Raw genomic sequence first — 22,714 nt, forward strand, 5'->3', positions numbered from 1 at the left:
CTCCCGGGTTGGCGATTACCCGCGATGCCGCGGCCGACGGATCAGCTGTCGAGTGCGCCCTCGAGCTCCACGCCGGCCGCGCGTAGTTGGGCGAGCGCCTGCTCGGTGGTCTGCGGCGCGACCGCCGCGGTGAGCCCGAGCAGTACCCGGGTGTCGAATCCCGATGCCGCCGCGTCCAAGGCGGTCGCGCGCACGCAGTGGTCGGTGGCGATCCCGACGACGTCCACCGCGTCGATATCGCGCGTCTTCAGCCAGTCGGCCAGCGCCGTGCCGTCATCGGCGGCGCCCTCGAACCCGGAGTAGGCGGCGGCATAGGCGCCCTTGGAGAACACCTCCTGCACCGGCGTGGTGTCGAAGTTCGGATGGAAGTCCGCGCCGGGCGTGCCGACCCGGCAGTGCGGCGGCCAGCTGTCCACGAAATCGGGATGGTCGGAGAAATGCGCGCCGGGGTCGACGTGGAAATCGCGGGTCGCCACCACCGCCGCGTACTGGTCGGCGTGGGCGCGAGCGTGCGCGCTGATCCGCTCGGCCACCCGCGACCCGCCCGTGACGGCCAGCGAGCCGCCTTCGCAGAAATCGTTCTGCACGTCCACGATCACCAAAGCTCGACCCATACCTCGATTCTGCCCTCGCGCAGATCATCGGGCACGTCCACGGCGCCGGTCGCGCACACCGGTCTCGGCGCCGCTGCGCCATCACTGTGGCGTTGCGCGTTCGCCGGATCCGAGGCGACCCGAACCGGCTCGACCACACCGATAGCGCTGTCACCACGACCGCGAGGCCCGTCCGAGAGACGGGCGCGCACAGTGTCGGCACAGGCGATCGACCCGAGGGTGCGAGGAGCCCGGCCGTCGTCAGGTGAGGAATGTGGTCGCAATGGCGGGGTCGCCCGCGGAGAGCTTGAGACCTTCCCACGGCAGCGAGACCAGCCCTCGAGCGACCAGGTCGCGGCTTTCGGCGAGGGTCGGCTGGTCGAGGACCTGGCCTTTGCGGACCAGCGGAACCAGCAAGTCGCGCATCTCGAACCCGTTCGCCGAGGGCCGCTCGGCTGCCGCCGGGTAGACGATCTCCTCGACGATGGTGCCGGTGCGCCGGGCCAGCCGGACCGCCCGCTTGGTGCCGCCGCGCGACTCCTTGTGGCTGCTGCGTTTGGCCACCGGCACGCCCTCGACCTCGACCAGCTTGTAGACCATCCCGGCCGTCGGCGCGCCGGAACCGGTGACCAGCGAGGTGCCAACGCCGTAGACGTCGACCGGCTCGGCGCGCAGCGCTGCGATCGCGTATTCGTCCAGATCGCCGGAGACGACGATGCGGGTCTCGGTCGCGCCGAGTTCGTCGAGTTGATCGCGCACCTGCCGGGCCAGCACACCCAGATCGCCCGAGTCGATGCGCACACCCCCGAGCTGTGGTCCGGCGATCTCGATGGCGGTGGCCACGCCTTTGGTGATGTCGAAGGTGTCCACCAGCAGCGTGGTGCCGACCCCGAGCGCCTCGATCTGGCTGCGGAAGGCGGCCGCTTCGTGCGCGCCGTCGGCGCCGCTGTGCAGCAGGGTGAACGCGTGCGCGCTGGTGCCTGCACCGGGCACGCCGAAGCGGCGCACCGCTTCCAGATTCGAGGTGGCATCGAATCCGGCCAGGTAGGCGGCGCGGGCGCTGGCGGGTGCGGCCAGCTCATGGGTGCGCCGCGACCCCATTTCGATCATCCGCCGCCGCGCCGCGGCGCTGACCATGCGCGCGGCCGCCGCGGCGATGGCGCTGTCATGGTTGAGGATCGACAGGGCGAGGGTTTCCAGCAGCACGCATTCGGCGAAGCTGCCGCGCACCGACAGGATGGGCGAGCCGGGGAAATACAGGTCGCCTTCGGCGTAGCCGTCGATATCGCCGGTGAAGCGGAAATCGCGCAACCAGTCGACGGTGTTCTGGTCGAGGAACCGGGAGACGATCTCGAGCTCGGGTTCCCCGAAGCGGAACTCGTCCAGCGCTTCCAGCAGGCGTCCGGTGCCCGCCACGACGCCATAGCGACGCCCGTGTGGCAACCGCCGGGCGAACACTTCGAAAGTGCATTGCCGGTGCGCGGAACCGTCGGCCAGCGCGGCGGCGAGCATGGTCAGTTCGTACTGATCGGTCAGCAGTGCGGTGCTGGTGACCTCATCGCGGCGATCCACGCTGTCACTGTAGTGGGCTTTGCACCGCCGTCGACGGTCTCGATGCCGTGAATACGGCGGCGACCTGGGTGAACGGCGTCGGCATGATAAAGCAGACGAGCCTCTTATCACGGCCGAACCGGCGGAATTGATCATGCTCGGGTGTTGTGTATCCGGCGCTCCGTCGTACCCTTGACGGTATGGCCCTGTGCAATACAGCACCCCGCTATCGGACGGACGCGGCCCGTGTCGGCGCCGTCGCGGTCGCCGCGAACGCGACGCTGTCGGCACAGGCGACGCCCGAGGCGGTGGAATACACCGAGATCCTGGAGGCGGAAGATCGGCCGTGGGTCACGGTCGTCTGGGACGACCCGGTCAACCTCATGCACTACGTGACCTACATCTTCCAGAAGCTGTTCGGCTACAGCAAAGCCAAGGCGACCGAGTTGATGCTCAAGGTGCACAACGAGGGCAAGGCGGTCGTATCGTCCGGCTCGCGGGACAAAATGGAACAGGACGTCCGTCGGCTACACGCCGCAGGACTGTGGGCGACCATGCAGCGAGACGACTGACTCGGACGGCTACCGTAGCGACGTGCGTAAGTGGAGCCGGAAGAATTCGCTGAGCGGTCTCAAACTGCGATCCGAAATGGACGCCCGGGAAGCGGGCGTGCTGCGGTCGCTGGTCGGTGCGGTCTCCGGGCTGCTCACCGAGCGAGCCTCCTCGGCCCCCGATGACGATCTCGCCGCGCTCACCGGTCTGCGCACCGGTAACGCCACCCCGCCCGACGACCCGCGCCTGCTGCGCCTGCTACCCGACTTCCATCGCAGCGAGCCGGGTTCGCCCGACGCCGACCGCGCCGACCTCAACAGCGCCCTGCGCAGCCTGCACGAACCCGAGATCATCGACGCCAAACTGGCCGCGGGTGCCGTCGTCCTCGACACCTGCCCCTCCGACGGCGGCCGCATCATCATCACCCCCGAACAGGCCGACGCCTGGCTCACCGCCCTCACCGACGTCCGCTTGGCCCTCGGCGCCGTCCTCGGTATCGACGCCGACACCCCGGAACAATTCGACCCCGACGACCCCCGCGCCCCGCATCTGGACGTCTACCACTGGCTGACCTGGATGCAGGACTCGCTGCTCCAGGCGCTCGCGCCCTAGACCGGCTGCGAATTCACATTCGCTCGGTCGGTCTCGAACCCCGAACACAATCTGCGCTCCGACCTCGGTGATCGAGCCTTCGATGAGTACCTGATCGGGCATGCCGAGATAGGCGCTGATCAAGAGTCGGCTGCGGTCCGGAGCTGTAGGCGTACGTCGAGATGCTCGCTCACGCCCCCTCGCCGCGGCGGCCGTCGCGCAGCAGGGAACCGGCTGCCGTGCTCGGCCCGGACGTTCTTGGCGCGCGTCGAGAAGAGTTCGCTCACGGCACTCGCCGGGGCGGCCGGCGTCCAGCGGCGATCAGGCCTGCCAGCGCGCGTACGCCGCGGCCGGTAGCGTCGCCTCCAGGACCGGCGACAAGGAGTTCTCGTGAATGCGATGGCGGGCGCGCGTAATTCATTGACCGATGTGCCGGGCGTGCTGGTGGGGCATCACCATGTCCTCGATGACGACGCGACTGTCGGTTCCGGCGCGGCGACCGGCTGCACTGTGATCCGCGTACCGGGCGGGGCCGTGGCGGCGGTCGATGTGCGCGGCGGCGGACCGGGCACCAGGGAAACCGATGTGCTGGATCCGTTGAACACGGTGCGGCGGGCGGACGCGGTATTGCTCACCGGCGGCAGCGCGTACGGGCTCGCGGCTGCCGACGGGGTGATGCGGTGGCTGGAGGAGAACGGCGCCGGAATTCCGATGGACCCGGCCGATCCGAGCCGGGTGGTGCCGATCGTTCCCGGCGCGGTGATCTTCGATCTTCCCGTGGGGGACTGGAACATTCGGCCCACCGCGGAGTTCGGTTATCGCGCCGCCGCCGAGGCGGCCGTCGACTTCGAGCGCGGCACCGTCGGCGCGGGTGTCGGGGCACGAGCGGGCGCCATCAAGGGCGGTATCGGCAGTGCGAGCATCGTCCTCGGTGACGGTCCCGCGGCCGGGATGACGGTCGCCGCCTTGATGGTCGCCAACCCGGTCGGCTCGGTCTTCGACCCACGCACCGGCCTGCTCTGGGGTGCGGGCACGGACGGCCCGGCAACCTTCGGCCTCACCCCCGCCACCCCCGAACAACTCGCCGTCGCCAATGCGCTGCCGGTCAAGGGCACGATCCTCAACACCACGATCGGCGTCGTCGCCACCGACGCCCCGCTGGACACCCTCGCCGCCCGACGCCTGGCCACCACCGCCCACGACGGCCTGGCCCGCGCCATCCGCCCCGCCCATTCCCCGCTCGACGGCGACACCATCTTCGTGCTCGCCACGGGCACCGCCACCGCACCCGAGGCCCCGCCACTTCCTCCGGCGTTCCCCACGGACCTGTTGGTGCTGGACCAGCTCTGCACGGCGGCCGCGGTCTGCGTCGAACGCGCGATCGTCGACGCCATCCGCTCGGCTCGCTCGATTGCGGGCATTCCTTCTTATCGCGAGCTGTTCCCGGGCTGAATGTTCACCGCCGCCGGCAGCAGCAGCGAACCCCGCTGGTCACCGCCGCGTCGAGAGGCAGATGCAGCCCGCCCGGAATACCCGAATATCCTCACTCGTTGACGGCTGTGTCAGGTCGGTGACGGCTGTGCGGATAGGCGGAAGGGTTCGATTGTGCTCGTGATCAGGGCCGACCTCGTCGACGAGATGGTGGCGCACGCGCGCGCCGACCACCCCGACGAGGCTTGCGGCATCATTGCCGGGCCGGAGGGCTCCGATCGTCCGGAACGCTTCGTGCGGATGATCAACGCCGAGCGGTCACCCACCTTCTACCGCTTCGATTCCGCCGAGCAGCTGAAGGTGTGGCGCGCCATGGACGACGCCGACGAGGTGCCGGTGGTGATCTACCACTCGCATACCGCCACCGAGGCCTACCCGAGCCGCACCGACATCTCCTATGCCTCCGAACCGGATGCCCACTACGTGCTGATCTCCACCCGCGATCCCGAGCGGCACGAGCTGCGCAGCTACCGGATCCTGGACGGCGAGGTCACCGAGGAACCGGTGAAGATCGTCGACAGCTACGAAACCAACTGACCGCCAACGATATTCGTTCAACCCGAGGAGTTCCCCGATGCCGGTAACCGTGTCCATCCCGACCATCATGCGCCCGTTGACCAAAGGTGAGAAGCGGGTCGAGGCCGAGGGGTCCACGCTGGCGGCGCTGATCGAGAACCTGGACGCCAACTTCGCCGGGCTCAAGGAGCGCCTGCTCAAGGACGGCAAGCTCAACCGCTACGTCAACATCTACGTCGACGACGAGGATGTGCGGTTCGCCGGCGGGCTCGAGGCCGAGGTCCCCGAGGGCGCGAGCGTCACCATCCTGCCCGCCGTCGCCGGAGGCTAGTCCCTCGTGGCGCGGTACGAATCGCTGATCGCGACCCTCGGCAACACGCCGCTGGTCGGTTTGCGCAACCTGTCTCCGCAGTGGGAGGGCGAGCATCCGGTGCGGTTGTGGGCCAAGCTCGAGGATCGCAACCCCACCGGGTCGGTCAAGGACCGCCCGGCCCTGCGCATGATCGAACAGGCCGAGGCCGACGGCCTGCTGACACCCGGCTGCACGATTCTGGAGCCGACCAGCGGCAATACCGGGATCTCACTCGCCATGGCGGCCAAGCTCAAGGGCTATCAGCTGGTGTGTGTGATGCCGGAGAACACTTCGGTGGAGCGGCGTCAGCTGCTCACCATGTTCGGCGCGCGGATCATCGATTCGCCGGCGGCGGGCGGCTCCAACCAGGCCGTCGCCATGGCCAAGCAGATCGCCGCCGAGAACCCGGACTGGGTGATGCTCTACCAGTACGGCAACCCGGCCAACGCGCTCGCCCACTACGAGACCACCGGCCCGGAGATCCTCGCCGACCTGCCCGAGATCACCCATTTCGTGGCGGGCCTCGGCACCACCGGCACCCTGATGGGCACCGGCCGCTTCCTGCGGGAGAAGGTGCCGGGCATCGAGATCGTCGCGGCCGAACCGCGCTACGGCGAGCTGGTGTACGGGCTGCGCAATATCGACGAGGGTTTCATCCCGGAGCTCTACGACGAGTCGGTGCTCACCACCCGCTTCTCTGTGGGCCCGTACGACGCGGTGCGCCGCACCCGGGAGCTGGTGCTGGAAGAGGGCATCTTCGCGGGCATTTCCACCGGCGCGATCCTGCATGCCGCGCTGGGCGTCGCTCGTAAGGCCGTGAAGGCGGGTACCAGGGCAGATATCGCGTTCGTCGTGGCCGACGGAGGCTGGAAGTACCTGTCCACCGGCGCCTACGACGGCACGTTGGAAGAGGCCGAGGAACGCCTCGACGGCCAGCTCTGGGCCTGAGGTCGCCGGTACCCTCGAAGATGCGTCCGGCGGTGTAGCGCCGCCGGCTACGGCATTGCCGGCGCCCGGCCGTGGATCGGGCGCCGCGAGGAGGTGATCGCCGGTGACCGGTGGAATCGGGGCGTCGTTCGATCCGGAGCGGATCGCGGCGCTGCGTGCCCAGCAGCCTCGTCCACCTGTGCCCGGCGCCGCACCGCCACAGCCGCGGACGCCGCCGGGTAAGCCGAGCCGGTTCGGCGCGGCGTGGGCACAGGCAACGGTGATCGTCCTCGGCTTCACCGCCGCGCTCTATGTGATCGAAGGCTTCGATGCCGTCTTGAGCGTCGATCTGGATCAGGCCGGAATCGAGCCACGTCAGATCGACGGGCTCACCGGCATCCTCTACGCCCCGGTCCTGCACGGCGGCTGGGCACATCTGATCGGCAACACCCTGCCGGTCCTGGTGCTCGGGTTCCTCGCTCTGGTCTCCGGCATCGGCCGTGGGCTCGCCGCGACGGCGATCATCTGGGTGGTCGCAGGCCTCGGCACCTGGCTCACCGGCGGATCGGGCACGGTGCATCTGGGTGCGTCGGCGCTGGTCTTCGGCTGGCTGACGTTCATCATTCTGCGCGGCTGGTTCGGCAGGCACGTGGGCCAGATCGTCATCGGATTGATCGTGCTCGCCGTCTACGGTTCGCTGCTGTGGGGTGTGCTGCCCGGACAACCGGGCATCTCCTGGCAAGGACATTTGTTCGGCGCGGTCGGCGGGGTGCTCGCGGCGTGGATGCTGTCGGGGGATGAGCGCAAGCGTCGGCCCGCGGTGCCGCCGGGGGCCGGCGGTCCGGTGGGCTTGCGGTGAAGCCAGGGGCTCCGCGGCGCCGGTGTGGCGTGGGTCGCGATCCGGCCGCGACGAGGTCGTCGTCGGTCGCCGCGCATCAACGACGCTGGCCGAACGTCGGCCGCGCCCGGCTCCGCCCGTCCTCGCGCACCGGGCAGCGCGGCTGATCTCCGGTGATGCTCTGGCGCGTTCGCGGAGCGACTGTCGCGGGTGGCAGGGGTGAATTCGACTGCTCTGAGCAGTCCGCGCACCTGGAACCTCTTGGCATGTCCACCTTTTCGGCCGGATGGGATGGACCGTGTGCTCGCTGGGTACTCTCTGGTGATGAACGTCCACACCGTCGTGCGGCGCAGACCGGTTTTGTCGCGAGTTTCCGGTCCCCGCGGTCGCGGCCCGGCTTTTTGGGGGATCGGCTCTTGAGCGAGAATTCGTCGTGGCAGCATGGTGGGATGCGCCTTACCGTCCTCGGGTGCTCGGGCAGTGTGTCCGGCCCGGACTCCCCAGCGTCGGGGTACCTGCTCACCGGCCCGGATATGCAGCCGGTCGTCATCGATTTCGGTCCAGGAGTGCTGGGCGCGTTGCAGCGCTACGCCAACCCGGGCGATGTGTCGATCTTCCTCACCCACTTGCACGCCGATCACTGCCTTGACCTGCCGGGTCTGCTGGTCTGGCGGCGCTACCACCCCACGCCGCCGGTCGGTAAGGCGATCGTGCGCGGTCCTTCGGACACCTCTTTGCGCATCGGCAACGCCTCGGCCGAGGTCGGCGGCGAATGCGACGACTGGTCCGACGTGATCGACATGCGCCCGTGGAACGAGGGTGAGGCGGTCGAGTTCGGCCCCGGCCACACCGTCACCGCGCGCCGGATGTTCCACCCGCCGGAGTCCTATGGCCTGCGCATCGTCACCGCGGCCGGACGCACCTTCGTCTACACCGGCGACACCGCCATGTGCGATCAGGTGCAGGAACTCGCGCAGGGCGCCGACATCCTGATGGCGGAAGCGTCCTGGACCCATGATCCCGCCAATCGTCCTCCTGGCATTCACCTTTCGGGCACCGAGGCGGGCCGGATCGCGGCCGAGGCGGGCGTCAAGGAGCTGCTGCTCACCCACATTCCGCCGTGGACTTCCCGCGAGGACGTGATCGCCGAAGCCAAGGCCGAGTTCACCGGACCCGTGCACGCCGTGGCGCCGGGGGAGACCTTCGACCTCTGAGGCGAGCGGTCGGTCTGAGGGCGAGTTCACCAGTTCGATGCGCCGCGGTCGCGCCGGCGGGCCGTCGATACTGAAACGAGCCGCGTACCCCTGTCGACGTGACGCGCTGGGTGAGACCTGCTCGAGCCCCCGGCGCACCCGGTCGGCCCGATCCCACTACGCTGACCTTCGTGTCGAGACGAGCCGATGGCAGGGCGGACGATGAGCTCCGCGAGGTACGGATCACGCGTGGATTCACCACGCATCCAGCCGGTTCGGTGCTGGTGGAGTTCGGTCAGACGCGGGTGATGTGCACCGCCAGCGTCACCGAGGGCGTGCCGGCGTGGCGGCGCGACACCGGACTCGGCTGGCTCACCGCCGAATACGCCATGCTGCCCGCCGCCACCCACACCCGCAGCGGCCGGGAATCGGTGAAGGGCAGGATCGGCGGGCGCACCCAGGAGATCAGCCGTCTGATCGGGCGTTCGCTGCGCGCCTGCATCGACCTGGCCGCCATCGGCGAGAACACCATCGCCATCGACTGCGATGTGCTGCAAGCCGACGGCGGTACCCGCACTGCCGCGATCACCGGCGCGTATGTCGCGCTCTCGGATGCGGTCACCTATCTGGCGGCCGCGGGCAAGCTGGCCGACCCGCAGCCGATCTCCTGCGCCATCGCCGCGGTCAGCGTCGGCGTGGTGGACGGCCGGGTGCGCCTGGACCTGCCGTACGAGGAGGATTCGCGCGCCGAGGTCGATATGAACGTGGTCGCCACCGACACCGGCACGCTCGTCGAGGTGCAGGGCACCGGTGAGGGCGCCACCTTCCCGCGCTCCACGCTGGACAAGCTGCTCGATTCCGCGCTCGCCGGCTGCGAGCAGCTGTTCGCCGTCCAGAAAGAAGCGCTCGCGCTGCCGTACCCGGGTGTACTGCCCGAGCCGGCCGAACCGAAGAAGAAGTGATGGGCCGCCGGGTACTCGTCGCCAGCCGTAATGCCAAGAAGCTGAACGAGCTGCGCCGCATCCTCGACGATGCCGGGGTCGCGGGGCTCGAGATCGTCGGCCTCGACGACGTCCCCGCCTACGACGAAGCGCCCGAAACCGGCGCGACGTTCGAGGAGAACGCCCTCGCCAAGGCCCGCGACGGCGCCGCGGCCACCGGCCTGCCGTGCGTGGCCGACGACTCCGGCATCGCGGTCGACGCTCTCAACGGCATGCCCGGCGTGCTGTCGGCGCGCTGGTCCGGCCGCCACGGCGACGACGCCGCGAACAACGCGTTGCTGCTCGCCCAACTCGGCGACGTTCCCGACGAGCGCCGCGGCGCCCGCTTCGTCTCCACCTGCGCGCTCGTGGTGCCCGGCGGCGAGGAGATCGTGGTGCGCGGCGAATGGCCGGGCGCGATCGGCCGCAAGCCCGTCGGTGACGGCGGCTTCGGCTACGACCCGCTGTTCATCCCCGAAGGCGCGACGACCACAGCCGCCCAGCTGACGCCCGCGGAAAAGGACGCCGTCTCCCATCGCGGCCGCGCGCTGAAGCAGCTGCTGCCCGCATTGACCGCCCTGGCCGGCTGAACGCTGGCCCGGCACCGGGTCGGTCCGGTGAGAGCGCCCACCTGCTCCTACGGCCGCTGTAGTAGACGGGTACCGTGGTAGGCGTGTCCGCTCCTTCCGACCGTTCGGCGCAGCATCGCCCCCGGCATAATCGGCCCGCGCTGATCGCGCTGGTGGTCGTGGCCGCGGTGGCGTGTCTGGCGCTGGGGTGGTGGCAGTGGGAGCGGTTCGAGTCGTCCAGTGGGACCGGCCAGAACCTGGGGTACGCGCTGCAATGGCCGCTGTTCGCGGCGTTCGCGGTGTTCGCGTATTTCCGGTTCGTCCGCTTGGAGAGCGAAGCCGAAGAAGAGCAGGCCGCCCCCGCCGAAGCCGCCCCGAAACCGGCGAAGGCGAAAAAGGCCGCGCCGCGAGAGATCCCGGCGGGCATCCTGCCCGAGCGGCCGAAGGCCCGGGTCGATCGGCCGGACGCCGGGCCGGAGCGGGGCAGCGATCCCGCGCTGGCCGAATACAACAAGTACCTGGCGCAATTGCACGCCGACGAGATCGGTGAACGGGTCCGCGCCGCGGGCCTTGACACCAGCGACACCGAGAGGAGCGCCGGTTGAGCGCCAGCGACAACTCCACCGACACCACGCTGACCGACGGCGTCACCCCCGCCACCCCTGCCAAGGCCCCCGCGAACACCGGCAAGATCAAGAGTGCCCTGCTGCGCTACCGGGTGCTGGCCTGGACCACCGGTCTGTGGCTGCTGCTGCTCACCGCCGAGATGATCGCCCAGTACGGCTTCGACGTCGACACCCCGCGCTGGATCGCCGTCGTGCACGGCTGGGTGTACTTCATCTACCTGATCTTCACCGCCGACCTCGCGGTCAAGGTGCGCTGGCCCGCCGGCCGCACCGTCGGCACCCTGCTCGCCGGCACCATCCCGCTGCTGTCTTTCTTCGTCGAGCACCGCAACGCCCAGCAGGTCAAACGCGATTTCGGCGTCTGACGCCTTTCTGCAATAGCCATCGCCTCTCGCGGCCTAGGGTCGAGGTATCGAGCGAGAGGAGTTGAGTGCGATGACCGGCTTCACCGCCATGGTCGAGATCGACATCGATGCCTCGCCGCAACAGGTGTGGGCGACGTTGACCGACCCGGAGCGAATCCGCGATTTCATGTTCGGCGCCGAGGTGCGCACCGACTGGAAGGTGGGCAGCCCCATCGTCTGGCAAGGCGAATACCAGAACCGCGCCTACACCGACAAAGGCGAGATCCTGGCCGCCGAGCCCGGCCGATTACTGAAGCTGACCCACTACAGCCCCCTGTCCGGCCAGCCCGACACCCCGGCGAACTACCACACCCTCACCTACGAACTGACCGGTGACGACACCACCCACCTGACCCTCACCCAGGACAACAACGCCGACGAGCAGGAAGCGGCGCACTCGCGCAGCGTGTGGGAGACGCACGTACTAGGAATCAAGGAAGCCGCCGAGGGCGGGTAGCGCGATCTGTCAAGATCCTGCCGGGCCCTGGAACCGCGGTCTTCCCAGTGGTGGGAGCGAATTGCCGCGTGATCGGATTCGGTGATTTCGCCGGCATACGGGCGGGGTGGAGATCGGGATCGGATGCGTCAGGCGGTCGGCCCGGCCGGTAGGGCGACCGCCTGAGGAATCCCCGGCCTCAGAACTTGTAGGTGATGCCGGTGAAGCGTTCGGATTCTTCCCAGAGGCGGCGTTGCAGGTCGCGGTTCTTGGAGAGCTTGGTGGAGGGGGAGGGTTCGACCGGGCCTTGCGACTGGAACAGGCGGGTCGGGCCCCAGTAGGTGTTGGGGTCGGCGTCGGGGTCGGTGGCGGCGAACAGGGTGGAGTGGGCCGCTTTGGCGGGCGCGTGGCCGATCAGCCGGATGAAGGGCTTGCTGATGTAGTCGAGCGGGGTCTCGGTGCGGGCGAACAGGTCGGTGGCCGAGACGCCGGGATGCACCGCGTAGGACCGCTTCGACGAGCCGGCGTCCTCCAGCCGGTGCTGAAGTTCGCGGGCGAACATCAGATTGGCCAGCTTGGACTGCGCGTAGGCGAGATTGCGCTGGTAGCGGCGGTTTTCGTAGTTCAGGTCATCGATCCAGAGCTTGGGGGTCTGCTTGTGCGCGATGCTCGCCAGCGACACCACCCGATCACGGAGGCGGTCGAGCACCAGACCGGTGAGCGCGAAGTGACCCAGGTGGTTGACGCCGAACTGGGTTTCGAAGCCGTCCTTGGTCCGGGAGAACGGCACGTTCATCAGGCCGGCGTTATTGATGAGGACATCGAATTCGCCGCAGTTGTCGGCGAATTCGCGCACCGATGACAGGTCGGCCAGATCGAGCGGCGCGACCTTCACATCGCCGTCGATGCGATCGGCGATCTCTTGCGCCTTGGCCGTGTTCCGGCAGGCCATGACCACCGTCGCGCCCTTGCTCGCCAGCACCTTGGTGGTCTCGACGCCGAGGCCGCCATTGGCTCCGGTGACGACGAAGGTGCGTCCGGTCTGATCGGATATCTGCTCAGGTTTCCACGCCATGCACCGACCTTACTCCTGGGTAAGTTCCCTGTGAAGTGTGTCTCGGACGCTGATATGCCCCAGTGTGCCTCCTCGCCGCTGTGGAGCATCGGAGACCGGGGCGATACGGATCGCCACCCAGCGCGGCCGCCATGGCCGATACCGGATGCGCCGCCACGGCAGGGGCGTGGTGACGGCGGGCCCGGGCTCCGATGCCGGAAGCGAGGAAACCAGGCCGCTATGGGTTTCAACCTGCGGTGATAGTCAGATCGCACCGATCTTCACGTTTTCCCTGTGCCGCGTCCAGGATTGGGCCACAATGGGTCCTCGGCAGGGGTGCCATTCGCAGGAGGGGATCACTATGCCCACATCGGGCAACACGGTGCCGCGACGTCAACTGGGTAAGCACCTGCGCGAAATGCGCCAAGCGGCGGGCTTGAGCATCGCCGAAGCCGCACGCCAGATCGGCCGCGGGGCCGGGACGGTGCAGAGGTTGGAGACGGGGCATCCCGGCAAGATTCACATCCCGGACATCGTGGGGTTGTGCGAGCTGTATGACGAGGTGGAGCAGCAGGAGGCGTTGCTGGGGCTGGCGAAGGAGGCGGACGGGGAGTCGAGGAATGGTGGGTGGTGGCATGAGTTCGGGGAGTTGATTCCGGCGGACTTCCAGCCCTACGTGGGATTGGAGTCCGTCGCGTCGAGCTTGACGGTGTTCCGTCCGGACATGGTTAGCGGTTTGTTCCAAACAGCCGCATACGCAAGGGCTTTGGATGCAGCCTATTTCCCGAAGGATGGGCTCGACGAGCTCGAACGACGCGTGCGTATGCGGCTGGGAAGGCAGAAGATCATCACGCGGAAGCGAAATCCAGTAACGGTATCCCTGATCCTGGACGAAGCAGTCCTCCATCGCGTCGTCGGCGGCAGGAAGACGATGTGTGCTCAGCTGCGTCACCTCGCGGACATGCCACCGAATGTCGCGGTTCGTGTGCTGCCGTTTGCCAGAGGCTTTCCTGCTGGAATCTCAACCGGGCCGTTCACGATTCTTGACTTCGCTCCCGCAGCGCATGAGCCGCCGACTGTCTACATCGAGTCGTACACCGCTGACATCTATTACGACAGAGGCGATGCGGTGGACCGATTTCGCAAGGCGTTCAAGGTAATGCAAGAGGTAGCGTTGGACACCGTCGACACCAAGTGTCTGTTGCGAGCAAAGGCAAGGGAGTATGAGCGTGAACGATGAGCTAGGCGCAGCCAACTGGTACAAGTCCACGAAGAGTGCCGGCGGCAAGGACTGCGTCGAGGTTGCGCACCTCGGTCGGGGGCGCGTCGGCGTGCGTGATTCGAAGAACCCCTCGGGCCCGGCCCTCGTCTTCACTCCGTCCGAGTGGGATTCCTTCCTGACCCGCACCCGCGCCGGACGGTTCGACCACCACTGATCGAACTGCCACCCGGCCGGGCAGCGCTGGCCGCGCCCGCACTGTCGCCTCCAAGCGCGGCGCCGGCATCCGGGCCCGCATCGGCGGTGAAGTCCGCGCCCGCGTGCCAGAGCTGGCGGCGCAGCACAACGCGGCGCGCCCGGAGGGTTCTCAGTGAGACGGCCCGTGCCTCAGCCTGTTTCGGGCTGACGCACGGGCCGCTCATCTCCCAGCACGGTCTGCGCGGACTGTCCTCGACCGGGGTGGCCGGCCTGGTCGGCGAGCGCCTCGGGTAGTTCGCGCCCGCCTATCGGACTGTCCGCTCAGCCGCAGTGGCTCGGCCCAGGAGAGCTCCAGCCGACCAAGTTCGGTGAATTGGGCGGGGTTGCGTAGCCGCCCCACCCGATGCATTTACCGGGAGCATCCACCTTCACGGGGCCGGCGTAGTACGCGAACCACCCATCATCTACCTGCGCCGAGTTCTGCCCCCAGATCCCGAGGTTGACCATCACTGCTGTCTTTGTGCCGACGTAGGCGGTCTTCCAGGTGACGGCGCAGTTGGTTCGGCCGTTGTAGAGCAAGTAGATGGTGGCGAGGCTACCCAGGTTGTGGGTGTCGATGACGCGGTAGCCGCTGCCACAGACCGAGGCCGGAGTCGCGGCATTCGCGGGGCCGGCAAAGGTCAGTGATCCAGCAAGAATTGCCGCTACGGCAAGACCCAACCTGGCTGCGTGTTCGAACGCGCGCATTGTGCAGTTTTCCTTCCGACAAACGATCGAGCGACCACGGCGCGGGTGCTGGTCGATGACCGTCTGCCGATACGTGATCCGTCAAGATCCTGCACCGCGCACCGGCAGAAAGCTTCCCGTCGCTGGGGAATTGCTGGCTGCGCAGGGTATGGCCGCCGCGATGGGGTCGAACAACGCCCCGTGAGGTCGTAGCCTGAAACTCTCAGATGCCGGACAGGAGGGTTCCGTGGTCGAGACGACGTCGAACGAGACGACGGTGTCGCAGGTGCTGGCCGAGCTGGTCGCCCTCGAGGACCCGAAGATCCGCGCGGTGAACGAAAAGCACGGTGACGATCACGGCGTGAACCTCACCAAGCTGCGCGCGGTCGCCAAACGGTTGAAGACCCAGCAGGACCTCGCCCGCGATCTCTGGGCCACCGACGACACCGCCGCCCGGTTGCTGGCCCTGCTGATCTGCCGTCCGAAGGCCTTCGACCGCGACGAGCTCGACGCCATGATGCGCCAGGCGCGCGCACCCAAGGTGCAGGACTGGCTGGTGAACTACGTGGTGAAGAAGAACCCACACGCCGAAGACCTCCGCCGCGCCTGGTTCGCCGACCTCGACCCGCTGGTCGCAAGCGCAGGCTGGGCACTCACCGCCGACCGCGTCGTCAAAAACCCCGAGGGCCTCGACCTCACCGAACTGCTCGACCTCATCGAAGCGCAGATGAAAGATGCCCCCGACCGCCTCCAATGGGCGATGAACACCTGCCTCGCCCAGATCGGCATCACTCACCCCGACCTCCGCGCCCGAGCCCTGGACATCGGCGAACGCCTCGAGGTCTTGAAGGACTACCCCACCTCCCCGGGCTGCACATCCCCCTACGCCCCGATCTGGATCAACGAAATGGTCAGTCGCCGGCAGGCGAAGTAGGGCGAACTATCCTCGTCGGCTCACCACGCCGGCGCGGTGGCGCGGCGGGTAGTGGTGATGGTGTGTTGGAGGGCGCGGACTATCTCCTCGGGTGGGGCGGGGGCGAGGGTGAATTCGTCGTGGGGGTGGTGTTGGAGGAGGTAGCGGCCGTCGTTGGGCTGGTAGTCCATCCAGGTGAAGCCGCGGACGTCGGGGGTGGGGCGGCCGTCGATCGCGCCGCCGGCGTAGACACCGACCTCGCCGAGGCTCGAGCGCGGGCGGCGCACGATGCGGTTGATCTTCTCGGTGAGCGACAGCCGAGTCGGATGCTGGGCGTACTCCACCCGGCTCACATCCGAACCACGCGCACGCAGGCCCTCGTATTTACCGCCCGCGCACTTGGGCAGGTGTGCGACGACCTGGCCGGCGAGGGCCTGTTCGGGCAGCATCGACAGGATCACGTCGCGGCCGTAAGCCTGGGTGGGTCCGGGCAATTGGACCGCCATCGCCGCCGCCTGGCCGACGATACCGGCGTGAATCCGCACGACCTGCCGGAAATCCTGGCCGAAGAAACCGTGCACCTCCACCCGCACCTCCGGCTCCAGCAGTGTGGAAATCGCCCGGTGCAGACGCTGATCGGCGATGGCGGCGAGCCGCTGCCCCGCCTCCAGCCGCATCCGCTGATAGTCGTCGTAGGGGACCGGTTCGTCCGGAACGCGACGCTCCGGCTCCCACTTGATCGGATACGGCAACCGGTCACGGCCGAACGCGTTCACCGCCAGGGTGAACATCAAACCGTCCATTCGCCAACGTGATTCGCTCATCCGCCGATCACTCCACCCGGTGGCAACGCCGGCGGCTGACTGCCGAGCAGTTCGTCGCCGTGGTCGTAGATCAAATAGTCGGGCGTCTTGTGCTCGTCGTCGTCCTCGCCCTTGCCGCCGCCACGTCCGGCGGGCATGCCCATGCCAGGCATTCCCATCCGGCCGTTACGTCCGGAACCCGCACCCGCACCCGTCGACGCGGCCGCCTTGCCCTGCGTCCCCGCGCCGCCACCGGGCAGGCTGCGACCCATCCCCGGCGTCGACGGGACACCGCTGCCGCCGAGACCACCGCCGGAACCCAGACCGCCGGTGCCTACCCCGCCCGGACCGCCGGAGGTGCCGCGTGGAAGATCCGAGGTCGGGAGCTGAGTGCCCGCCGGAGTGGTGGAGGCGGGTGTGGTGGAGGCAGGGGTGGTCGACTGTGGAGTCGTGGTGTCGTCGGTGGGATTCGACTCTTCGCCGTTGCCGGTGTTCTCCTCGCCGCCGCCGTTCTCGATCTCCTCGCCGGGATCCTTCCCGCCGGGACCCGACGGTGGCCAGACCGAATCGCCGGGAGGGTTGACCGGCGGTTTCCAGCCCTCGTCCTTGTCGTCGACAGGGTTCTTGGGCTGCGGGAGATTAGGGGTATGACCGTCGACGTCCTCGGCGCCGGGCCGGTAATACGTGGTCATCACGAAGCGAGCGTTTTCCTGCGCCTCTGTGGCTCGGTACTCAGGGCCTTTGATGACGCTTTGGAACGGCAGGGCGTTGATTACTTTGTCTCCGACGGTCGTATCGTCGGGTTTACCGACGGAGTTCTTGGCTTGCGCCAGATGGCCTTCCATGAGGTCGAGACCGTGGGCGATCATCTGGAAGCAGGCTGCGATTGTCGTGAACGAGGTCGCGAACGCGCGAGTGCCTTCGATTGCGGCCGTGCCGGATTGGCCGTTCCAGTAGTTGGTGATGTCTTCTTCGACGCCTTTGGAGAATGCCTCGATCGCATCGCGAGCGTCCCGGGTGAGGTTTCGCCAACCATCGGCCTTTGTGTTGATCGCAGCAGGGTCGACGTCTTTTATTGCGTCGTAGATCTCCTGATGCGACATCGTTTCGAAGGGGTCTTTTACAGTGATGACGCGACCAGCGAACTGATCACTACCGTACTCGCCGAGCAGGCCGGTCCACTCGGTATTGACTATCGCTCGGTCGGCATCCCACTTCGCCTTCTCATCATTGACTCGCTGCTGATCATCGCGCTTGTTCTGGTCGGCTTCGCCGAGACCCAGGGCCTCGCCGATCTCTTGGCCTGCCCGATTGGCGATGTGGCCGACCTGGTCCACCCACTCAGGAAAGTCGAGCCCCACTACTGCGCCCCTGTCTTTCCGAGCGCACCGGCCGTCGACTGATCCGTTTCCTCTATCCGGCGGACGGCGAGGGCGTAAGTCTCGCTCATCAGCGTGACGATTTCAATGCTCTCCTTCAGCCGGTTCTGGGCTGAATCCTCATCCGTGACAGCTTTGGCGGCGAACTTCCCTCTAAGCGCCTCGGCAGATTTCAAGGTTCCAAAGCCTGACACATGCTCGAGTTGCTTGGTGTTCCCTACCATCTTGCGCAGTTCCGTGAGCAATGTATCTGCTCGGGCCTTCAACGCATTCCCGATTTCTGGGTCCATTCGCAGTTCGCCGTTCTCGGCTTGGGTTTTCATTGTTTTCCAGTGGCTCAGCAATCCGGGCATCTCAGAGTTACCGGGTGTCGTCACAGTTCCCCTCCCAAGGGTGCCCGTAGACGGGCCGACCTGATCTTTGTCGCGAGGCGATTCATCGCCGCATCATTTGGGCAGGTATGGCTCGAGCTCAGTGGCGTGTCGAACTGCCACGCCGCACGGCGGTGATTCCGGCATCGATGCTTCCTCGCCGTAGAGCCAGCTGACAGACACTTCGATCGTTCCCTTTTCCCACGGGAGGTTCACCCAGCAGGTCGAGCGCTCCTCGTCTGATTTCTCGCCGTACGTCAAGCCGGAGCGGGGGCCGATCTGAACTTCTTCCAGGCCAGTCAGGTTGGTGTTCGCCCGAGCATCTGCCTGCGTGTACGTCGAGGACCCGACGTACACGAGGTAGGGGCCTTCGGTCGAATCCCAGCGACAAATTCGGTAGGACACGTCCCCGGTCGGTGCATCTGTGACCGCATCCTTCGAGGAGGGGACCACCTTTGTGGCCGCCAACGCCTCATCCGGCAGATCGGTACACGGATTCCACTGCACCGTCTGTTCCCGCGTCGACTCGCTCGCCCCCTGCGCCGCCGGCTCCCCATCCACCGACGTCGAACACCCGGCGACGAGCCCAACCGCGGCGATTCCGCCCAGCATCGCGCGGACCGCGACCCCTCTGTGTGCCTTACTCGCGGTACGCATACCCCTCCTGCTTTCGGTGCGAAAAGACCGACACTGAATAGGACGCACCTTACCGGCATCCGGTTCCACCCGATCTGGTGTCCAGGATGCGGGTTCCCGGCACCCACGACCGGTCGCCTGCTTGTGTGCGCGGCCGGCTCCCGATGGTCACGAACGACAGGTGCCGGATTCGGCCGCGAAGGGGACACATGAGCGAGCATCCGCCGAGAGCGGCCCGCGCTCCTGTGACTCGCGGCGTGATGCCTAGGGCGAACTTTCCGCCGGTCCGGCCTCGGCGAGGCGTTGGGCGGTGAGTTCGGCGTGGGTGATGCGGCGGAGGGCGGCGAGGATGGGTTCGTAGAGGACGGTGCCGAGGACGGCGTATTCGATGGCTGCCGCGGGGGAGTCCAGCGGCATGCGGTCGATTTCGTAGGCGGCGATGGCGGTGATGTGCGGGGCGTAGGCGCGCAGGCGGTCCTCGGTCATGGGCAGGCCCGCGGCTTCGGCGTCGGCGAGGGCTTGTTCGAGCTGGGCGGCGGCGGGGAGGTCGGCGGGTAGCGGGCGGCCGAGGGCGGCGAATGCGGCTCGCGCGCGTGGCAATTCGGTGCCGGCACCGGAGTCGGGTGACGGCGGGAGCGCGGAGGTGGCGGCGCCGAGGGCGGTGAGTAGGGATTCGTCGGGGGAGTCGATCAGGCCGACGATCGTTTTGATCTTCGCCAGCGACAGGCCGTGCCCGGACAGGGCTTTCACCAGTGCGATGCGTTCGACGTGCGGTTCTCCGTATTCGGCGCGGGTGGCGCTGGTGGCGCGGCCGGGCATGAGCACGCCCTCGCGCAGGTAGTACTTGATCGTCGGCACCGGCACTCCGGTGCGGGTCGCCAGCTCCGACATCAGCATCGCGTCTGCTCCTCCTCCGGTTGGCCCTTGACATTGGATAGTGTAGCTATCCATCATTGGGTAGTCGCACTATCCAATTGAATCCACGACGCCAGGAAGCAGTCATGAATACCTCGCTGATCTCGCCGTTCATGAGCATCGTGCTCGGGGCGACCATCCTCTCGGTCGTCACCATCGCCTTCGGCGGCACGTTCCTACTGCGCGTCTTCACCGGCGCTCACGACACCAACGACCTGCAAAAGTCCTTCTTCCGCGCCGGTCACGCCCACGCCGGGGTGCTGGTCGTGCTCGGCCTGCTGCTCGCCGTCCTCGGCAATGCGACGGGCGCGAGCACCGGCTGGGCCGCCGGCGGAGCGATCGCTGTCCTGGTCGCCGCGATCCTGATGCCGCTCGGCTTCTTCCTCTCGGTGCTCGGGCGCGGCCCGCAGCGGCCGAACCGAATGATCATCAGCGTCTGGCTGGGTGCGACGCTGCTGGTGGCCGGGCTGCTGGTGTCGGGAATCGCGACGCTCGTCGCCGGGATCGACCGGATCTGAGGTGCCGGCTCGCTGAACGATGCGAGGGGGCAACCAAACAGGCCGGTCAGTCTTAATATATTGTCATTCAATATTTTTCGTTCGCTTAGCGTACTGTCGTCCGGGCCAGTGCATTCGAAGCAGGCCGCTCGTACAGTTCGTCATGATTCGGAAATCGAGGCAAGCGAATGAACCACAAGCTATGGCTGCTCGGGCGATCGATCGCGGTGGGCGGACATATCTTGGGGGAGAAGCTCATCCGGCCCAAGGCGCGAACCATCGACGACGTCCCGGTGTCCGGGGAAACGATCACCCCCGCCTGGCTGACCGCGGTGCTGTGCCGCGACGTCCCCGGCGCCGAGGTGGTCTCCTGCGAGACCTCCAACGGCAGCCGGGGCACCTCGACCCGAGTCGCGATCGCGGTCGAATACAACGAAGCGGGTGAGCAGGCCGGACTGCCGACCGCGCTGTTCGCGAAGACGACGACGGCCTTCAGCCAGCGCATCCTGCTCGGCGGCGGCAAGATGATCACCGGCGAGACCCGGTTCTTCCGCGACTTCCGGCCCGAGGTCGACATGGAAGCACCGGTCGGATACTGGGGCGCCGCCGACGAATCGTCCTGGCGTTCGATCGCCCTGATGGAGGACATCGCCGCCACCCGAGGCGCCGTCTTCGTCGAGCCGACCACCTCGGTGAGCAAGTCACAGATGGAAGATCTGGTGCGCAATCTCGCGCGCCTGCACGGCACGTTCTGGGAACATCCGTCGATCGCCGTCCTCAACACCCCGAGCTACATGCTCCAGGCCTATCTCGCCGCGATCGATATGAAGAAACGCTGCGCGATCGGACTGGAACGGGCCGACGAAGTGATTCCCGAATCTCTTCGCGGACAGAGCGAACGGCTCTGGGCGGGCGTCGAACGGGCGATCGAGCTGGCCACCGACGACCTTCCGCCGACTCTGCTGCACGGCGACCCGCATATCGGACAGACCTACGTCACCGGCGACGGCCGGATGGGTTTCGTCGACTGGCAGGTCGTGATGCGCGGCGGCTGGGCACACGATTTCGCCTACGCCGTGAACTCGGGATGCGAACCCGAGGACCGGCGGAAATGGGACCGGGATCTGCTTGCGGCCTATCTGGACGAACTCGCCCGGGTCCGTGGCTCCGCGCCGGCGTTCGACGACGCGTGGCTGGCCTATCGGCAGCAATCCATGTTCGCGTACGCGGCATGGGCCTTCACCATCGGTCGCGCGGCCTACCAACCCAAGATGCAATCCGTCGAAACCTGTTTGACCCTGCTCGAACGCATCACCACCGCATTGGACGATCACGACTCGTTGGATGCCCTCGGCGTCTGACCGACAATCCGAACAGTCTGGAGTTCCCGCGTGACTACCTCCACCCCTTGGGCGCAGCTCACCTCGTGCCCGGTGGCCCACGGATCGCCGACACTCACCCTCGGCCCGCGCGTACCGCTGCATTCGGCCGAGTTCGCCGACGACCCGCATCGGCACTACCGCGAAATGCGCAACCGCTACGGCTCTTTGGCGCCGGTCGAGCTCGCGCCGGACGTCCCCGCCACCTTGGTGATCGGATACAGCACCGCGGTGCGCATCCTCAACGACCCCGAACATTTCCCCGCCGACCCGCGGGCATGGCAGAAGAATGTGCCGGCCGACTGCCCGATCCTTCCGCTGCTGGAATGGCGGCCGATGGCGAGCCGGAGTTCGGGCGCCGATTTCGTGCGCTACCGCAAAGCCATCACCGCGGGCATCGACAACGTGGATCTGTACGCGCTCAACGGCGTCGTGGAGAAGATCGCCGTTCCGCTGATCAACACGTTCTGCGCCGACGGGCAGGCGGATCTGATCCGGCAGTATGTCTTTCCGCTGGTGTTCGAAGTGGTGAATTTCCTGCTCGGCTGCCCGGCCGAGATCGGTCAGCGGGTCGCGGCGGGTACGGCGGCGCTGCTCGAGGGAGTCGACGCCGAGAAGGGCAACCAGCTGCTCGGTGAGGCGCTGATGCAGCTGGTGACGTTCAAACGCGGTGAACCCGGCAACGACATCACCTCCGCGCTGCTGCAACACGAATCCGCGCTCGATGATGTGGAGGTTTCGCACCACGTCTCCCAGGTCTACGGCACGGGAATCGAATTCCAGCTCAACCTGATCGCCAACACACTGCTGCTCGTGCTCAGTGACGAGCGTTTCGGCGGGAGCGTGCTCGGCGGAAACCTGTCCTCGCGTGATGCCTTGGACGAAGTGCTGTTCAACGACCCGCCGCTGGCGAATCTACTGATCACCTACCCGCGCCAGCCCATCCTGATCGATGAGGTCTGGCTGCCCGCCCACCAGCCCGTCGTCATCAGCATGGCCGCCTGC

Annotated in this window: 29 protein-coding genes; 20 read left to right on the plus strand and 9 right to left on the minus strand. The window is 67.4% G+C overall.

Features of this window, described 5'->3' with window-relative positions; genetic code table 11:
- Positions 1 to 41: 41 nt before the first annotated feature.
- Positions 42 to 614 (minus strand): isochorismatase family protein, encoded by a 573-nt coding sequence (locus tag RJ05_RS05680; protein ID WP_081597182.1) that lies wholly within the window; start codon positions 612 to 614, stop codon positions 42 to 44.
- Between the two features lie 240 nt (positions 615 to 854).
- Complete coding sequence (locus RJ05_RS05685) at positions 855 to 2,165, minus strand: nicotinate phosphoribosyltransferase (protein WP_036533905.1); 1,311 nt, start codon at positions 2,163 to 2,165, stop codon at positions 855 to 857.
- A gap of 179 nt (positions 2,166 to 2,344) precedes the next feature.
- On the opposite strand from RJ05_RS05685, the gene clpS reads away from it, so the two are divergent.
- The 13 genes from clpS to RJ05_RS05750 all read left to right on the plus strand — a co-directional run bounded on the left by clpS (position 2,345) and on the right by RJ05_RS05750 (position 11,640).
- Positions 2,345 to 2,716 carry an ATP-dependent Clp protease adapter ClpS gene (gene clpS, locus RJ05_RS05690; RefSeq protein ID WP_036533908.1) on the plus strand — a complete coding sequence of 124 codons (372 nt, stop codon included), beginning with the start codon at positions 2,345 to 2,347 and terminating at the stop codon, positions 2,714 to 2,716.
- A gap of 22 nt (positions 2,717 to 2,738) precedes the next feature.
- The gene (aosR, locus tag RJ05_RS05695) at positions 2,739 to 3,308 is read left to right on the plus strand and encodes an oxidative stress transcriptional regulator AosR (protein ID WP_036533910.1); all 570 of its coding nucleotides are present in this window, start codon (positions 2,739 to 2,741) and stop codon (positions 3,306 to 3,308) included.
- A gap of 378 nt (positions 3,309 to 3,686) precedes the next feature.
- A complete protein-coding gene (locus tag RJ05_RS05700; protein ID WP_036533913.1) occupies positions 3,687 to 4,739 on the plus strand; it encodes a P1 family peptidase in 1,053 nt (350 codons plus the stop codon).
- Positions 4,740 to 4,892: 153 nt separating this feature from the next.
- Positions 4,893 to 5,315: a M67 family metallopeptidase gene (locus RJ05_RS05705; protein ID WP_036533916.1), complete on the plus strand. Its 423-nt coding sequence runs from the start codon at positions 4,893 to 4,895 to the stop codon at positions 5,313 to 5,315.
- Between the two features lie 37 nt (positions 5,316 to 5,352).
- The gene (locus RJ05_RS05710; protein ID WP_036533918.1) at positions 5,353 to 5,625 is read left to right on the plus strand and encodes a MoaD/ThiS family protein; all 273 of its coding nucleotides are present in this window, start codon (positions 5,353 to 5,355) and stop codon (positions 5,623 to 5,625) included.
- A gap of 6 nt (positions 5,626 to 5,631) precedes the next feature.
- The gene (locus RJ05_RS05715; RefSeq protein ID WP_036533921.1) at positions 5,632 to 6,594 is read left to right on the plus strand and encodes a PLP-dependent cysteine synthase family protein; all 963 of its coding nucleotides are present in this window, start codon (positions 5,632 to 5,634) and stop codon (positions 6,592 to 6,594) included.
- Between the two features lie 151 nt (positions 6,595 to 6,745).
- Positions 6,746 to 7,432, plus strand: a complete 687-nt coding sequence (locus RJ05_RS05720) for a rhomboid family intramembrane serine protease (protein WP_373365052.1) — start codon at positions 6,746 to 6,748, stop codon at positions 7,430 to 7,432.
- A 428-nt stretch (positions 7,433 to 7,860) separates the two neighbouring features.
- Positions 7,861 to 8,625, plus strand: coding sequence for a cyclic nucleotide-degrading phosphodiesterase (locus RJ05_RS05725; RefSeq protein ID WP_081597183.1), 765 nt, complete (start codon positions 7,861 to 7,863; stop codon positions 8,623 to 8,625).
- A gap of 170 nt (positions 8,626 to 8,795) precedes the next feature.
- Entirely contained in the window at positions 8,796 to 9,566 is a 771-nt protein-coding gene (gene rph / locus RJ05_RS05730) for a ribonuclease PH (RefSeq protein ID WP_036533927.1), read from the plus strand.
- A complete protein-coding gene (rdgB, locus tag RJ05_RS05735) occupies positions 9,566 to 10,174 on the plus strand; it encodes an RdgB/HAM1 family non-canonical purine NTP pyrophosphatase (protein WP_036533929.1) in 609 nt (202 codons plus the stop codon). The genes rph and rdgB overlap by 1 nt, the downstream gene beginning before the upstream one ends.
- A gap of 83 nt (positions 10,175 to 10,257) precedes the next feature.
- Positions 10,258 to 10,758: a transcriptional regulator gene (locus RJ05_RS05740; protein ID WP_051016275.1), complete on the plus strand. Its 501-nt coding sequence runs from the start codon at positions 10,258 to 10,260 to the stop codon at positions 10,756 to 10,758.
- Entirely contained in the window at positions 10,755 to 11,144 is a 390-nt protein-coding gene (locus RJ05_RS05745; protein WP_373365051.1) for a DUF3817 domain-containing protein, read from the plus strand. The genes RJ05_RS05740 and RJ05_RS05745 overlap by 4 nt, the downstream gene beginning before the upstream one ends.
- A gap of 70 nt (positions 11,145 to 11,214) precedes the next feature.
- On the plus strand, positions 11,215 to 11,640 hold the full coding sequence (locus RJ05_RS05750) for an SRPBCC domain-containing protein (protein WP_036533931.1): 426 nt from the start codon (positions 11,215 to 11,217) through the stop codon (positions 11,638 to 11,640).
- Positions 11,641 to 11,818: 178 nt separating this feature from the next.
- On the opposite strand, the gene RJ05_RS05755 is transcribed toward RJ05_RS05750, so the two are convergent.
- The gene (locus RJ05_RS05755) at positions 11,819 to 12,694 is read right to left on the minus strand and encodes an oxidoreductase (protein ID WP_036533934.1); all 876 of its coding nucleotides are present in this window, start codon (positions 12,692 to 12,694) and stop codon (positions 11,819 to 11,821) included.
- A 340-nt stretch (positions 12,695 to 13,034) separates the two neighbouring features.
- Between RJ05_RS05755 and RJ05_RS05760 the strand changes: the two genes are divergently transcribed.
- Positions 13,035 to 13,913, plus strand: a complete 879-nt coding sequence (locus RJ05_RS05760; RefSeq protein ID WP_036533956.1) for a helix-turn-helix domain-containing protein — start codon at positions 13,035 to 13,037, stop codon at positions 13,911 to 13,913.
- A complete protein-coding gene (locus tag RJ05_RS05765) occupies positions 13,897 to 14,109 on the plus strand; it encodes a DUF397 domain-containing protein (protein ID WP_036533935.1) in 213 nt (70 codons plus the stop codon). Before RJ05_RS05760 ends, RJ05_RS05765 begins: the two co-directional genes overlap by 17 nt.
- A gap of 302 nt (positions 14,110 to 14,411) precedes the next feature.
- Here RJ05_RS05765 and RJ05_RS05770 read toward each other — a convergent pair whose 3' ends face one another.
- Positions 14,412 to 14,837, minus strand: a complete 426-nt coding sequence (locus RJ05_RS05770) for a hypothetical protein (RefSeq protein ID WP_051016277.1) — start codon at positions 14,835 to 14,837, stop codon at positions 14,412 to 14,414.
- Positions 14,838 to 15,063: 226 nt separating this feature from the next.
- On the opposite strand from RJ05_RS05770, the gene RJ05_RS05775 reads away from it, so the two are divergent.
- Positions 15,064 to 15,750: a DNA alkylation repair protein gene (locus tag RJ05_RS05775; protein WP_036533938.1), complete on the plus strand. Its 687-nt coding sequence runs from the start codon at positions 15,064 to 15,066 to the stop codon at positions 15,748 to 15,750.
- Positions 15,751 to 15,770: 20 nt separating this feature from the next.
- Here the strand turns inward: RJ05_RS05775 and RJ05_RS05780 are convergent, their stop codons facing one another.
- Together RJ05_RS05780 and RJ05_RS32120 are read right to left on the minus strand one after the other, a co-directional pair.
- Positions 15,771 to 16,553, minus strand: a complete 783-nt coding sequence (locus RJ05_RS05780; RefSeq protein ID WP_036533939.1) for an ESX secretion-associated protein EspG — start codon at positions 16,551 to 16,553, stop codon at positions 15,771 to 15,773.
- The gene (locus tag RJ05_RS32120) at positions 16,550 to 17,224 is read right to left on the minus strand and encodes a hypothetical protein (RefSeq protein WP_255220918.1); all 675 of its coding nucleotides are present in this window, start codon (positions 17,222 to 17,224) and stop codon (positions 16,550 to 16,552) included. The genes RJ05_RS05780 and RJ05_RS32120 overlap by 4 nt, the downstream gene beginning before the upstream one ends.
- On the opposite strand from RJ05_RS32120, the gene RJ05_RS32125 reads away from it, so the two are divergent.
- On the plus strand, positions 17,180 to 17,935 hold the full coding sequence (locus RJ05_RS32125; protein WP_255220919.1) for a hypothetical protein: 756 nt from the start codon (positions 17,180 to 17,182) through the stop codon (positions 17,933 to 17,935). The genes RJ05_RS32120 and RJ05_RS32125 overlap by 45 nt on opposite strands.
- Here RJ05_RS32125 and RJ05_RS05790 read toward each other — a convergent pair.
- From RJ05_RS05790 to RJ05_RS05800, 3 genes are all read right to left on the minus strand, one after another.
- Positions 17,893 to 18,288: a hypothetical protein gene (locus RJ05_RS05790; RefSeq protein WP_138445800.1), complete on the minus strand. Its 396-nt coding sequence runs from the start codon at positions 18,286 to 18,288 to the stop codon at positions 17,893 to 17,895. The genes RJ05_RS32125 and RJ05_RS05790 overlap by 43 nt on opposite strands.
- Before the next feature lie 69 nt (positions 18,289 to 18,357).
- Complete coding sequence (locus tag RJ05_RS05795; protein ID WP_036533943.1) at positions 18,358 to 18,939, minus strand: DUF3558 domain-containing protein; 582 nt, start codon at positions 18,937 to 18,939, stop codon at positions 18,358 to 18,360.
- A gap of 243 nt (positions 18,940 to 19,182) precedes the next feature.
- Positions 19,183 to 19,815 (minus strand): MerR family transcriptional regulator, encoded by a 633-nt coding sequence (locus RJ05_RS05800; protein WP_036533945.1) that lies wholly within the window; start codon positions 19,813 to 19,815, stop codon positions 19,183 to 19,185.
- A 104-nt stretch (positions 19,816 to 19,919) separates the two neighbouring features.
- Here RJ05_RS05800 and RJ05_RS05805 point away from each other — a divergent pair, with 104 nt between their 5' ends.
- The 3 genes from RJ05_RS05805 to RJ05_RS05815 all read left to right on the plus strand — a co-directional run.
- A complete protein-coding gene (locus RJ05_RS05805) occupies positions 19,920 to 20,351 on the plus strand; it encodes a hypothetical protein (protein WP_249040608.1) in 432 nt (143 codons plus the stop codon).
- A gap of 167 nt (positions 20,352 to 20,518) precedes the next feature.
- Positions 20,519 to 21,691 carry an aminoglycoside phosphotransferase family protein gene (locus RJ05_RS05810; RefSeq protein WP_036533947.1) on the plus strand — a complete coding sequence of 391 codons (1,173 nt, stop codon included), beginning with the start codon at positions 20,519 to 20,521 and terminating at the stop codon, positions 21,689 to 21,691.
- Between the two features lie 30 nt (positions 21,692 to 21,721).
- A partial coding sequence (locus RJ05_RS05815; protein ID WP_036533949.1) for a cytochrome P450 family protein occupies positions 21,722 to 22,714 on the plus strand: 993 nt, incomplete at its 3' end.

Source organism: Nocardia cyriacigeorgica NBRC 100375, assembly GCF_000308555.1.
In the GTDB taxonomy this organism is placed as follows: domain Bacteria; phylum Actinomycetota; class Actinomycetes; order Mycobacteriales; family Mycobacteriaceae; genus Nocardia; species Nocardia cyriacigeorgica.